We start from the raw sequence: 13144 nt of genomic DNA on the forward strand, positions 1-13144 counted from the left end.
TGATAACGTAAAAAAAGGGGGAGCCCATGATGGGTTCACCCCGTTTTATCATAGAATTTTAGCCGGTTGCGGGACGTTACATACTTAACCGGAAAGGAGGGACCCCCATGTTCAATCGCTTACGCTCTGACGGGATCAGCTGGATCATCTTAATCGGGACATTACTTATACTGCTGGAAGTCTCCTTTTATGATGGGGGGGTTCTTGTCTTTCTATCGATAGCGGCATTTTGCATTTATATCGGACGCAAGAAACTGCCGAGGACGTCGGGGAAGATCCTGCTGTGGTTCGGGATCATCAGCTTAGCGATCAATATTTTCAATACGGTCGCATTTAAATTCCTGTTATTTGGCATTCTTCTCTTTATCATTGTACGTTTTGCCGATTCAAAGAAACACCCGAAGTACATCACGCCGTCCATCAAGGAAACGTTTACCCAAAGCCATGAACCGCTCATGATGAAAAGATCGGCTCTTCAGAATGAGTGGTTCGGTCCGAAGCGGACGCCGGATGATGTGTACGAATGGAATGATATCAACATCCAGGGCGTCATCGGGGACTCGGTCATCGACATCGGGAATACGGTTCTTCCAAAGGGTACTTCCGTTGTATCCATACGGAATATACTGGGGAATATCGAGATTCTGATCCCATATGACGTGGAAGTGAGTGTGCATCATTCGGTCCTGGCGGGATCCATCGAAATTTTTGATGAAGTGGAACCGAAAGCGATCAATCAGTCCCTCTATTATCAAACACCGGGATACGATGAGGCGGTCCAGCGGGTAAAGATCATCACCTCCATGTGGATCGGGGATCTTGAGGTGAAGAGAATATGAGTACGGTCAGTAAGCAGGTCGTTGCAGGTATCCTCTTTTCCCTTGTCATGGTGCTGTTTTTATCTCTTTCCTTCTTTTATTTATATCCGTTACAGGATTGGTCCCTTTTATGGGAAGTGGAAATCATGGATATACCTGGAGCCGGGTTTATTCTCGTGTTCAGTATTATGATCGGGATTGTTTTCGGCATCCGGAGCGGATTGAAGGATAAGCGGCAGCTCCGGGAAATGGAAGATGCCCTCCATCACGTGGAGCAGGGGCGCACGATCACCATCCCTGAAACGGCAACCTCTGAGGTGCAGCAGGTGTGGAAAAAGGTCGACGCCCTTGGGAAGCATCTTACCGATCAAGCCCGGTACTCCCAGAAACTTGCCAATGAAAAAGCCGAGGAGCAGGAAAAGAGGATACAGGAAATCGTATCTCAGGAGCGGAATCGATTGGCGAGGGAATTGCATGACTCGGTCAGTCAGCAATTGTTTGCTGCATCGATGCTCATGTCGGCGATCACGGAGACACCCTCCCCCCACAGGACCCCCCATGAAGAGAAGCAGCTGGGAATGGTCGAACAGATGATCCATCAGTCGCAGCTTGAAATGAGGGCGCTCCTCCTCCATCTTCGTCCCGTGGCGTTAAAAGGAAAGAATCTTCAAGAAGGAATGAAGGAGCTGTTGGTCGAATTAGCTCAGAAGGTCCCCCTTGAGATCGAATGGAAAATCGAAGACATGTGTCTGGATAAGGGAATTGAAGATCATTTGTTCCGGATTTTGCAGGAGTCGGTTTCGAACACACTTCGCCATGCCAAAGCGACTTCCCTCGACATCCGCCTCATTAAGAGGGAATCGATCATCATCTTGAGGGTGGTGGACGATGGCCTCGGGTTTGATGTGAATGAGTCGAAGGTGACGAGCTCGTATGGGCTTCAAAATATGAGGGAACGGGCCATTGAAATCGGAGGGACGTTTAAAGTCATTAGTGTGCCAAATAAGGGGACGCGATTGGAAGTGAAGGTTCCCGTTGTAGAGAATGAAGGTGAAAAGAATGATTAAAGTAGTATTTGTAGATGATCATGAAATGGTGAGGATCGGTGTATCATCTTATTTGTCGGCCCAGGCGGATATCGATGTCGTAGGGGAAGCGTCAGATGGGAAAGAAGGTGTACAACTGGCCTTAGAACTGCGGCCGGATATCATCCTGATGGACCTTGTGATGAAGGAAATGGACGGGATTCAGGCGACGAAAGAAATCATCCGGGAGTGGCCGGATGCGAAAATCATCATTGTGACAAGCTTTCTCGATGATGATAAGGTGTATCCCGCCCTTGAAGCGGGAGCCGTCAGTTATATGCTGAAAACATCGAAGGCCAGTGAAATCGCAGAAGCGGTTCGCAAAACCTATAACGGACAGTCGATCCTCGAGCCCGAAGTGACGGGGAAGATGATGACACGGATGAGGCAGAAGACTGTTTCCCATCCCCACGAGGAATTGACGAACCGGGAGCTTGAAATCCTCCTTCTCATGACTCAGGGGAAAACGAATCAGGAAATTGCGGATGAATTATTCATCGCCCTGAAAACAGTGAAAACCCACGTGAGCAACATCCTGTCGAAGCTCGGAGTACAGGACCGGACCCAGGCCGTCATCTATGCCTTTAAACATGATCTCGCTAAATAATATAAGAAAAGTGACCCAAAATGAAAACTTTTGGGTCACTTTTTCGTATAGAAAGAAGAAGGCAGAGAGCATCAAATGCAAATGGGACCATCTGAATAGGCATAGGATGCTGATAGTAAATTAGTACAGGAAAATGACAAATATTTCATCAACTGAAGGAGGAATAATGTTAAAATAAGCGATATATTGTAAAAATTTGAAAAATAGCGGAGGATCAGAATATGAACGCACAATTCAGTAAACCAAAGCGATTCGGTGAAATACTGGATCATACATTTCGACTTAGTAAGAACCATTTCAAAGATTTTTTCCTGATTGTCCTTGTATTATTGGGACCTGTCTATTTGTTGCAGGCTCTCATTGATCTTGCGTCGGGAGTCAGTTTCTTTAGAACAACAGGATCGGGGGAAACCTGGTTCGAAGGAATTGTCAACAGCTTTTCAGGAGAGTTTTCACCTGAGGAAGGGCCGGCTGTGAATGTGGGAGCAGAACTCGGCGCGGCACTGATTGGTCTTATCACGATGATTCTGTCACCGATCGCCCAGGCGGCGATATTGTTCACCATGAATCATATGAGGAAAAATGAAGATTACTCGGTCAAGCTGGTCATCAAAGAAGGATTCTCCCGTTTTTGGCCGATCATCGGAAGCAGTATCCTATTCGGATTGATCGTGTTTGGATTCATCTTTGTCCCTATTTTCACAATCGGGATCGCTGGGGTATTCAGTGCTGCCTTATTTGATACAGGTGTCGGGGTAATCATTACGATCATCGTCTTATTCCTCCTCATTGCGGCTGTAGTCGCTTATCTCTTGACACGATGGAGCTTCTATCTGGGAGCGGCGGCCATTGAGCATGACGCACCCGGACTTGGAAGAAGCTGGAGACTGACGAAAAAGCGCACATTCACCATCATTGGATTGTATATTGTGTTCGGTCTGATCATCGGGATCGTCAATACCGCATTTGAATTGACGTTCGGCCTGGTATTGGGGAATAGTGTTTTATACGGGATGATCCTCAATGTGGTGACATTATTTACGACCATGCTGTTCGCTGTTGGTTTCGGAGTGATGTTCTTTGACTTGAAAACAAGGCATGACGCGGATGATTTAAATGAAATGATCGATGACTATACGACGATTTAACCAAGGAAGTAAACAGTCTGTCCCGGGGACCCGGGCTTTTGATCTGAAAGCTAGGTGAAAAAAGTGTTGAATGAAAACAGAGCAAGGGATCAACTCGAAGAAATCCTTGAAGGGGAAGAATACAAAGCCTACCTTCAGGATCATCAGGGCCTGCTGTCGGGCTTGTGGGAAAAGGCAAAGGAATGGATCAGGGATCTGCTCGGAAATATTGACCCTTCTCTTGAGCCGACAGGCGGGGCGGCATCGGGGATCCTGATCACACTCATTGTCATCGTTGTGGGCATCCTTCTCCTCATCGCATTCAATGCGGTGCGAAACGGGGTGAGAAGGCGCAAGTTCCGTTCGAACAAGCCCCTTCAATCCATGAATGAGATGGAATGGTCTTATACAAGGCATCTTGAGGAAGCCCGTAAGCATGAGGACCTGGGTGATTATTCGAAAGCCACCCGTCATATGTTCCTTGCATTGCTTCTGTACTTTCACGAAAGGGAGTATCTGGAGGCGCGCGTGTGGAAGACGAACTGGGAGTATTACGAGGAGCTTCGTAAAGTGAATCAAAGATGGGCGGATCGATTCTACCGGCTTGCCCTCTTATTTGACGAGGTTGCGTATGGTGAACGTGAAGTGGAAAAAGAGGAGTATCTTCACTATAAACAGGAAGCCCGCAGCTGGTTGGAAAATGGAGATTCATAGATGGACAGTGTAAGGGAAAGGAGGTAGGATCGGGCATTGAAGTTAACTATAAAAAGGTGGATCCCCCTGGTGGGTCTTCTTGGTGTATTCATCGTGATCGGGGTCTTTCTTTCTCCGGAAAAGCTGAAGGAGTATCCGGCCTACGTATCAGAATCCCCCTCGCCAACAGGGATAAAGGCCCTTTACACCTATTTGGAAAACGAAGGGGATGCCATTTCCAGATGGTCCCTTTCACCTGACCGGTTGTCAAAAAAAGAAACCGGACAGCTTCTGATCATGGCGGAGCCCTTTACAGTCCCGGATCAGGAAGAAATGGAAGAATACGAGGATTTCATGAGGCGGGGAAATACCATCCTCCTTCTGAAGGATAATCCAAAAGGGATGTTCGATATCAAGACGGAAATGATAGACAGCCCCATTCTTCCCCTTGTACGTGACGGGAAAGGAAATACATATGAAACGGATGCTTTATCAGGCGTCCGCCTTGAGGAAGAGACGGGAGATCAGGTCCTCCTGGATGATGTGGATGGAACGATCGCCTACAAAACGGACGTGGGTCAGGGGTCACTCATTGTTTCCACCACACCTGCCTGGATGACAAACGGCAGTATCCTTGAGAAGGATCATCTTTCTCTGATCCTTCTTTTGTTAAAAGAGGCTGGTGCACAAGAGGGGACCATCCTCTTTGATGAATTCCTCCACGGCGGAGAAAGCGGGGCAACTCTTGCGACTCTATACCCGCAATGGTTATTGCTCCTGCTTCTTCAATCGGCCATCTTCACCTTACTCGGGCTATGGATGCAGGGGAAACGGTTCGGGGGCATCCTCACCCCCCGGGAGGAAACGGTCCGGTTCAGCGATGAACGAATCAAGGCCCTATCAGCGTGGTACTTGAAAGGGAAACAGTACAAGGCTTCCCTTCTGATCCAGTCTGATTATGTAAGACTCCTGTTCCAGGAACGGTGGGGGATCCCGACGAGTAAAGAGTGGGAGGACTTGAAAGAACCACTGGCACGGAGACTGCAAACCGTCTCCGAAAAGGAAATCGCCTCCTTTTTAATGGGGATAAAGGGTGTGCAGAATAAAGATAGAATCAGTAAACAGGAATACATCATGTGGTCGAAAAGATTAGAATTATTCAGGAAAGAGGTGGAGGATCGTTGAAACCAGAAATCACATCCTTAATGGAGATATTTGAAGAGCGCATCGTAGGACAGGGGACGAATCTTAAACTCTTGCTGTCTTCGATTCTCGCAGGAGGACATGTATTGATCGAAGGGGTCCCGGGCACCGGGAAGACTCAAATGGTCAAAACATTGTCCCGTTTGCTTGGAGGAAGCTTTAACCGGATTCAATTCACCCCGGACCTGCTGCCGAGTGACATAACGGGAAGTACGATTTATAACATGAAGGACAACCGTTTCCAAACGATTAAGGGACCGATTTTCACCAACGTCCTATTAGCCGATGAAATCAACCGGACACCGGCGAAGACCCAGGCGGCACTCCTTGAAGCCATGGAAGAAAAACAGGTAACGATCCAAGGATCGACGTACCCCCTTGAAGAGGTATTCTTTGTCGTGGCAACCCAGAATCCGATTGAATTCGAAGGTACCTACCCGCTTCCCGAAGCTCAGCAGGACCGATTTCTGTTCAAGCTCGATATTGATTTCCCTTCATTTGAAGAAGAGAAATCGGTTTTAAAACAGGTGATCGAGAATCACGTGGACCGGAGTGAAGTGGGCGCTGTCCTCGACATTGAAACCTTCTTATCCATCAGGAAAGAAATCGAGGAGGTCACCCTGAGCGACGCGGTATTGGATTATATCATGCAAATCGTCAGGAAAACCCGGGAAACGGAGACGATCCGCTTCGGTGCAAGTACAAGGGCGGCCATTTCCATCGGGAAGGCAGGCAGGTCATGGGCCTATCTGTCAGGGCGGGACTATGTCACCCCTGATGATATAAAAATGGTGGCAAGACCGGCCCTCAGACATCGCATCCAGCTATCCCCGCACGTAGAATTGGAGGGACTGACCATTGACCAAGTCATCCAGGAGCTTATTGGGTCGATTACTGTTCCAAGATAAGGGGATCCTGCCGACTGGGCGTCTGCTCGTCGTGTACGCATGCTTTTCAGGTATCCTTTTTGCAGGCACGCTGGTTGGGCTGTCATGGACATGGATCTTTGTATTGAATGCTTTGTTTCTCGTTTTGAGTCTCATCGATTTAACGTTCTCTCCTTCAAAGAAAAATATTGAAGTGAAGAGGAGCATCCCTGATCAAATGGAAAGGGGACTGGATTATACGGTCGAGTTAACGATCCATAACACATCGGATCGGGATATGACGTATCGTCTCTTGGACGGGACACCGCAAAGCTTTCAAACCGCATTCCCGCTTGAAGGGAAGCTATCCGGACATTCAACTGCTAAGCCCTCTTACCATGTGGTGACCCCTGTACGCGGGGACTATGAGTTAACCCGGCTCTATTTCCGCTACCGGAGCTCACTGGGACTATGGGAGAAACAAAAAACCGTTGAAACGGTGGAGAAGGTGAAAGTCATCCCCGATCTCACTGAAACGAGAAAGGTACTCGAAGATGCCCAGCGGTTTTTACTGTATGAAGGGGTGAAAATCCGGAAGATGCAGAGTGGGGCAGGGGAGTTTTCGAAAATCAGGAATTACGTCGTCGGGGATGATCCAAGAAAGATCAACTGGCGTCAAACGGCAAAGCTCAGAGAAGTGATGACGAATGAATATGAACCTGAGCATGGAAAGTATATCACGATTCTCATTGATTGCGGACGGATGATGGGGGCGGAGCTGAAGAAAGGGAACCGTCTGGAGAGGTCCCTTGAAGCCGCCATGACCGTCACGGCGGCTGCCCTTCAGAACGGGGACTATGTTTCGGTCCTCGCTTTCAGTAAGAATGTGAAGGTCTACATCCCGCCTGCCAAAGGGATGGCGCATCTTCAGACCATCCTCCACCGCATTTATAATCTCGAGGTGGACGCGGCGGAATCCAATTATGCCGCCGTCCTCCATTACGTCCAGACGGTCCAGAAGAAACGGAGTCTGCTGTTATTATTCAGTGATATCCACACATTCCTCCATGAAGATAATGCTCTCTATTATCTGCAGCGACTGCGCAGGCAGCATCTCTTTTTAATGATCGGGATCGAAGATGACATGTTGGTGAAAAGGATCAAATCGGAGCCGGTTGACGAGATCCAGGTGATGATGAAGAGTATGGCCCAGAAACAGATGCTCGTTAAAAAGAGGGAGAAATCCAAGTGGGAAAAACAGGGCCTCCTGATGGTGGAGGCCCGTGAAGAGAAACTGGCAACGACGGCCGTTTCGTACTATATAGATCTGATGAACCGCGGATTAGTGTAGCCTGCTGAGTCGGAGCTTACCGATGGCCACATAGAGAATCAGTCCGGCAACCGTCAACAGAGCGACCATGTACTTCGCAGGAAGTGAAATCGCGGCCGGTGTGATGAAGCCTTCGATGATCCCGGCGATGACAAATAGCGGGATCGTACCGAGGAGGAGCTGGACGGATCGCTTCGCCTGCTCCTTCAGTTGATATCCCCGCGTGAAGCGTCCTGGGACGAAAAGCTTATAACCCATCAACAATCCCGCACCACCGGCTATGAAAATGGCCGTAAGCTCAATCATGCCGTGGGGGACGATATATGCCCAGAATTCGTAGCTCATTCCCTGATGCCAGAAGACGGCGGCAAGGGCACCGACAATGATGCCGTTGTAAACAAGCATATACATCGTCAATAAGCCGAAAGTGACACCTCCTGCAAAAGCAAGGAAGGCCACTTTGATATTATTGGTCATGATGGCAGCCGACATGATGGAAGAATTCACTTCCCCGTCACTTTTTCCCAGATTACCGGGATCCACTCCCTGAGACATTTCAGGGGGGAGGATGGAATAAAGATGCAGGGGATCATTCACGATGGAAAGAAAGGCACCCAGTGCACCGATCGTAAACAAGACCATTGCCAGGACAACGAATTTCCATTGGTCGAGAAGGAGACCGATAAACGTGGTGGAGAAAAAATGCCGGATTTGCTTTCCGCTCGTGATCTGATCTTTATAAAAAAGATTGTGAGATTTTGACACGAGTCCGTTTAAATAATCCGTCACTTCTTCTTCGGGGAAATAGGTCTGGCTGTACGATAAATTCTGGGCAGCCTTTTGATAGAGGCGATTGAACTGATCGATGGACGTCCCCGTCATATTCTTTCTTTTTCGCAACGTTCCGAGGAGATCCTCAAGAGACTTCCAATCATCCCGGTGCTGTTTGACAAATTGCTTCACTTTCATTGTGACACCTACTCGTTCATTGGATTTCTTATCTCTTATTATAGTAAGTTTAGAAAAAAATAGAAACTATTAAAGGTAAATTCAACCAAAAGGAGGGGATGGATATGCATGAAGAACAGGTCGATATCCGGACGCCCGAATATGTATCCCTGAAATTTCAGCCTGCGGGGCTTGGAAGCCGTGCCGCGGCCCTTATGATCGATCAAATCATCTTGACCATTGTGAACATTTTGATTGTGGTGCTCCTGTTTTTCGTTCTCGCAGACGATAACCTGAAACTAAATATGTTCGATTTCAACTCAGTTCTCCTGGGGTTCTTCTTGATCACCATCTTTGTCATTAACTGGGGATATTTCTTTGCACTGGAGTACTTCTGGGGAGGGAAAACAGTGGGAAAACGGATGTTGGGCATCCGCGTGATACAGGAGAATGGACACAGTGTCACACTCTTATCCTGCTTCATCCGTAATCTGATGAGAATCATCGACATGCTCCCGGTCTCCTATTTTCTCGGAATGATCATGATCTTCCTTCACTCCAAGCATAAACGGCTGGGTGACATCGTCGCAGGAACCATCGTCGTGCATGAACGGCGGGTCAAAGGGAAGAGAAAAGAGAAAGCCATCGAAAAAGAAATCCGGCAGCGAGGGCTCAGGCAGGAAGACCTGTCAGTCGAAGAATGGACACTGAAGCAGCTCGGTACGAAAGAATGGAACCTGGTCAGGACGTACGCCAATCGCTTCCTGCAGCTGCCCCTTTCAGAGCGAAATCATTTAAGCAAAAAATTGGCCGATATCCTGTTTCCGAAACTGGGAATGGATATGGAGGGCAAGACGTATGAAGAACTTGAAAACACGCTTCTCCTTCTCTATTTGGCATTGAGGGAAGAATGGGAAATCGAATGGTAAAACGGCAGAGTCTGAAGAGGACTTTGCCGTTTTTTATTGGGTCTTTATACCTGAATGGGGTTCTTCCTTTAACGTAAACGTTTGTTTCCAAATAGACCAAATCTATTAGTAAATAAAGTAAAACTAGTAGGAATATAGTGATGACGATTTACACAGAATCTACAAAATTTACAAAATGGTTAGAAAAATCGTGTCCATTCTCCCCTTACATTACAAAATGCGACAAAATATACTTGAACTGTAATCATTTTAATATCTTTGCATTCTGAAAGGGGAAGGGCATGAAGACAAAAAAGGTATCATTATCGATCATCAGTATCCTGTTTTTACTGACGGGGGGATTCATTCAACCACAGGTTGGAAATAAGAGCGTGGAAGCGGCCACTCAGACAGCCGTCATCAATGAAGTGGCATGGATGGGAACGACAGGTTCTTACAATAATGAATGGTTGGAACTTCACAATCCCACTTCAACGGATCTTGTCCTTGATGGTTGGACACTTGAAGCCGCGGATGGTTCACCAAGCATTGCCTTAAGCGGGACGGTTGCGGCACAGGATTATTTTTTGCTGGAAAGAACGAGCGACAGCACGATCTCAACTGTTACAGCTGATCAAGTATATACAGGAAGCCTTGGGAATTCCAATGAAACCCTGTATTTAAAAGATGCATCGGGTACCATCATCGATGAAGTGAACGGTTGGTATGCCGGGGACAATACGACGAAAGCGACGATGTCGAGGATCGATCCGTCTGTCAGTGGGACCGTCTCAACGAATTGGAGTACGGCAACCACTTCATACGAAGGTGGATTCGGGACACCTAAAGCGGCTAATGCCGAAGCTCCGGCGGGTGATGGGAGTGAATCCCTTACGAATGTGAGCGAGGAGCTGGGGGCCATCAATGTCTATTTCAATAAAAGCGCCTCTACTCAATACGCCATGCCGGGTAATGAAGCAAACTACAATGTCAATCTCGAAGATCGATTATTAAAGCGATTGAATGCAGCGACAACGTCAATCGATTTCGCCACATATGAAATCAATCTGCCGCGGGTGGTGGATGCGTTAATGGAAAAAGCCGCTCAAGGAGTGGACGTACGAATTCTGGCAGACGCGAAGGACGGAAGTGATCCTCACTATGCAGAACGTTATGAGACGATGCGTCTAAACTTGGAAAAGCTTGTCCGAGGAAAGGATGGAGTAGTCGGGACTGGGGACGATGCCCATATTTTATCGGATTCTCCCATGTTTGTCGTAGAAGATGCAACGAAGCGTGGGGCATATGGTTTACCAGCAAGCTTCAATGACTTTCCAAAGCGTAATGTGACAGTCGGAAGTACGGCGACTACAGGCTATATGTTTGTCGAAGGAGAACTGAAAGACACGGACAGCTACTATTCTCCCGGTAATCAGATGCATAATAAATTTGCTGTGATCGATGGGCAATGGGTCTTTACCGGCAGCTGGAACTTTACCGTTACGGGACTTTATGGAACAGAAGAAAACATGGAGCAAGGAATCCTTGACGGAAATCAGCAGCATGTCGTAGAGGTCCACTCACCTGAGCTTGCCTCTATCTATAAAATAGAATTTGAAGAAATGTGGGGAAGCGGGACGACGACCCCGGATAATACGGTTTCCAATTTCAGTACCCGCAAAATCGATAATACGCCTCATACCCTGACCATCGGTGGCGATAAAGTTGAAATTTATTTTTCTTCGGGGGATGACGCTGTTGGACGCATGAGGGATCTTGTGAAAACGGAAGCGGACGAAAATGCGTACTTCACCATTTTCGCCTGGAGCGATCAGGCATTGGTGGACGAATTGAAGAACAAATGGGAAGGAAGCTATGTGGATAATCAGGGGACACGGACTGGCTTTGATGTAAAAGGCGTATTCGATCCAAGCTTCTGGAACCAATGGTGGTCGGCGAGCATCGAAATGACGGGGAGAACGGCCACCCAAACGAGTACGAATAACCCGAATACACGGTGGGCGAATCCTGCACCTGTCTACGCAGCCAATGAAAGTCGGAAGCTTCATGCCAAAACGATGCTCATCGACGCGGACACGAACAGCGATCCAACGGTCATCGTGGGGTCGACCAACTGGAGCGAAAACGGTAATAATGTGAATGATGAAAATATGCTCATCATCCATGACGACAGCATCACGAATCAATTCCTGCAGGAGTTCAATGCAAGATTCGCGAATGCAGGCGGAATGCTTCAATAAATATGAAAAAAGGATGGTTCTCATTTCGAGAATCATCCTTTTTACTTGGTCATTCCATCCCGGGGGCCTTCTGAATTTCAAAGATAAGGACAATTGCAGTGAGTGCATGGGCAATCAATCGGATAATCGGGAAGAAGTTCATGAAGGAAGCAAGAATTCCAAGGAGACTGCCAAGGATCGGCTGATCTTCCGACCTGGAAATGTACAATACGCTCGCATGCCACAGAGCTATTAGACAGAGGAGAAAAGGAATCGATTCTCCGGCGATATTACCAAAGATGGGGACGGCGAGAAATAATTCTATTGAAAAGGACAGCCATTTTATTCGTGAAAGCACGGACACACACCTCCTTATCTCAGTGTATGAGGGGGAGTGTGGTATGTGCCTGTTTGAGTAGAAGATTATCCAACAAAAATCCACCGTCCGGATAAAGGACGGTGGACACTAATGTTATGCCAATATTTTCTCAACGACTTTATGTTCATTCTCATTCAATAAGTTTTTTCCGATGGTTTCATGGACTTCTTTATTCATGCTTTCTTCCAATACAGCGGCTTCCTCTTTATCTCCGACGAGGATGATTCGTTCCCATTTTTCATCGGCTGCTTTTTTGTCGAGGATGCTGCCGAGACTTTTCCACCAACGTTGTTGATTGGCTTTCAAGCGGTTTTCGTACTCCTCCTGCTGATTGGCTTTTCCACCGCCGCTTCCCATGCTGACATCGGCATGATGCGGTCCTTCGTGCTTACGCCAGTCATCGGTTTCCAGATCGAATTCCATGAACTCGCTGGACTGAATTTCTCCGAACGCAGAAGTGAGGATTTTGATTTGGTTTTGTTGAAGAAGCACGAGCCCCGTATAAGGATGTTCTTTATGGAGAGCCTTCAATTGGTCAAGATGAGGATTCTCTTCCCAGTAGAAATTCGTTTCCACAGGCACCTGAAGTTCAAACGTTTCCCAGATCCCGCTATCCGCAGAAGCGAAAATGATGAAACTCCTTGGCAGCTCGCGTTCAAGGCTATGAACGTAGTTCTCCACTTTCGGGCGGATGGTTTGGAGCCTTTCTTTTTCTTCCGGTGCGCTTTCGAGATATTCTTCAAGTCGATTGAACCCATTCTTGAGGGCGATCTTCCACTCCCCACCCTGCTGATCTGGATCGCTGCGGTCGGTATTTAAGTAGATTGTCAATAACTTGTCCGGCTTCTGTAAGTATAAGTTTTCCAACACACTGATGGTCTTCTTTAAAGACATGGAACTCCTCCTTATCGAATCGTTACTTTTCATATAAACGGTGGAG

The 13144-nt window shown here is 47.5% G+C and carries 13 protein-coding genes; 10 read left to right on the forward strand and 3 right to left on the reverse strand.

Annotation, left to right across the window (positions count from 1 at the left end; all coding sequences use genetic code 11):
- The first annotated feature begins 107 nt into the window (after window positions 1–107).
- From liaF to BVI01S_RS12115, 8 genes are all read left to right on the forward strand, one after another.
- Entirely contained in the window at window positions 108–839 is a 732-nt protein-coding gene (liaF, locus tag BVI01S_RS12080; RefSeq protein ID WP_061810309.1) for a cell wall-active antibiotics response protein LiaF, read from the forward strand.
- On the forward strand, window positions 836–1885 hold the full coding sequence (locus tag BVI01S_RS12085) for a sensor histidine kinase (protein ID WP_061810310.1): 1050 nt from the start codon (window positions 836–838) through the stop codon (window positions 1883–1885). The genes liaF and BVI01S_RS12085 overlap by 4 nt, the downstream gene beginning before the upstream one ends.
- Window positions 1878–2510 (forward strand): response regulator transcription factor, encoded by a 633-nt coding sequence (locus BVI01S_RS12090; RefSeq protein ID WP_061810335.1) that lies wholly within the window; start codon window positions 1878–1880, stop codon window positions 2508–2510. Before BVI01S_RS12085 ends, BVI01S_RS12090 begins: the two co-directional genes overlap by 8 nt.
- Before the next feature lie 221 nt (window positions 2511–2731).
- The gene (locus tag BVI01S_RS12095; RefSeq protein WP_061810311.1) at window positions 2732–3658 is read left to right on the forward strand and encodes a hypothetical protein; all 927 of its coding nucleotides are present in this window, start codon (window positions 2732–2734) and stop codon (window positions 3656–3658) included.
- A 63-nt stretch (window positions 3659–3721) separates the two neighbouring features.
- Entirely contained in the window at window positions 3722–4351 is a 630-nt protein-coding gene (locus tag BVI01S_RS12100; RefSeq protein ID WP_061810312.1) for a DUF4129 domain-containing protein, read from the forward strand.
- A gap of 36 nt (window positions 4352–4387) precedes the next feature.
- A complete protein-coding gene (locus BVI01S_RS12105; RefSeq protein WP_061810313.1) occupies window positions 4388–5515 on the forward strand; it encodes a DUF4350 domain-containing protein in 1128 nt (375 codons plus the stop codon).
- Window positions 5512–6441, forward strand: a complete 930-nt coding sequence (locus tag BVI01S_RS12110) for an AAA family ATPase (RefSeq protein WP_061810314.1) — start codon at window positions 5512–5514, stop codon at window positions 6439–6441. Before BVI01S_RS12105 ends, BVI01S_RS12110 begins: the two co-directional genes overlap by 4 nt.
- Entirely contained in the window at window positions 6392–7750 is a 1359-nt protein-coding gene (locus tag BVI01S_RS12115; protein WP_244886932.1) for a DUF58 domain-containing protein, read from the forward strand. Before BVI01S_RS12110 ends, BVI01S_RS12115 begins: the two co-directional genes overlap by 50 nt.
- On the opposite strand, the gene BVI01S_RS12120 is transcribed toward BVI01S_RS12115, so the two are convergent.
- The gene (locus BVI01S_RS12120) at window positions 7742–8698 is read right to left on the reverse strand and encodes a stage II sporulation protein M (protein ID WP_061810315.1); all 957 of its coding nucleotides are present in this window, start codon (window positions 8696–8698) and stop codon (window positions 7742–7744) included. The two genes, BVI01S_RS12115 and BVI01S_RS12120, sit on opposite strands and share 9 nt — an antisense overlap.
- A 104-nt stretch (window positions 8699–8802) precedes the next feature.
- Here BVI01S_RS12120 and BVI01S_RS12125 point away from each other — a divergent pair, with 104 nt between their 5' ends.
- Both BVI01S_RS12125 and BVI01S_RS12130 read left to right on the forward strand, forming a co-directional pair.
- A complete protein-coding gene (locus BVI01S_RS12125; RefSeq protein WP_061810316.1) occupies window positions 8803–9606 on the forward strand; it encodes an RDD family protein in 804 nt (267 codons plus the stop codon).
- Between the two features lie 281 nt (window positions 9607–9887).
- Complete coding sequence (locus BVI01S_RS12130; protein ID WP_061810317.1) at window positions 9888–11846, forward strand: phospholipase D-like domain-containing protein; 1959 nt, start codon at window positions 9888–9890, stop codon at window positions 11844–11846.
- A gap of 49 nt (window positions 11847–11895) precedes the next feature.
- On the opposite strand, the gene BVI01S_RS12135 is transcribed toward BVI01S_RS12130, so the two are convergent.
- Window positions 11896–12183 carry a hypothetical protein gene (locus BVI01S_RS12135; RefSeq protein ID WP_034761163.1) on the reverse strand — a complete coding sequence of 96 codons (288 nt, stop codon included), beginning with the start codon at window positions 12181–12183 and terminating at the stop codon, window positions 11896–11898.
- 114 nt (window positions 12184–12297) lie between these two features.
- The gene (locus BVI01S_RS12140) at window positions 12298–13098 is read right to left on the reverse strand and encodes a VLRF1 family aeRF1-type release factor (RefSeq protein ID WP_034761166.1); all 801 of its coding nucleotides are present in this window, start codon (window positions 13096–13098) and stop codon (window positions 12298–12300) included.
- Window positions 13099–13144: the final 46 nt, after the last annotated feature.

Origin of the sequence: Rossellomorea vietnamensis NBRC 101237, from assembly GCF_001591825.1 — a bacterium.
Lineage (GTDB): Bacteria > Bacillota > Bacilli > Bacillales > Bacillaceae_B > Rossellomorea > Rossellomorea vietnamensis.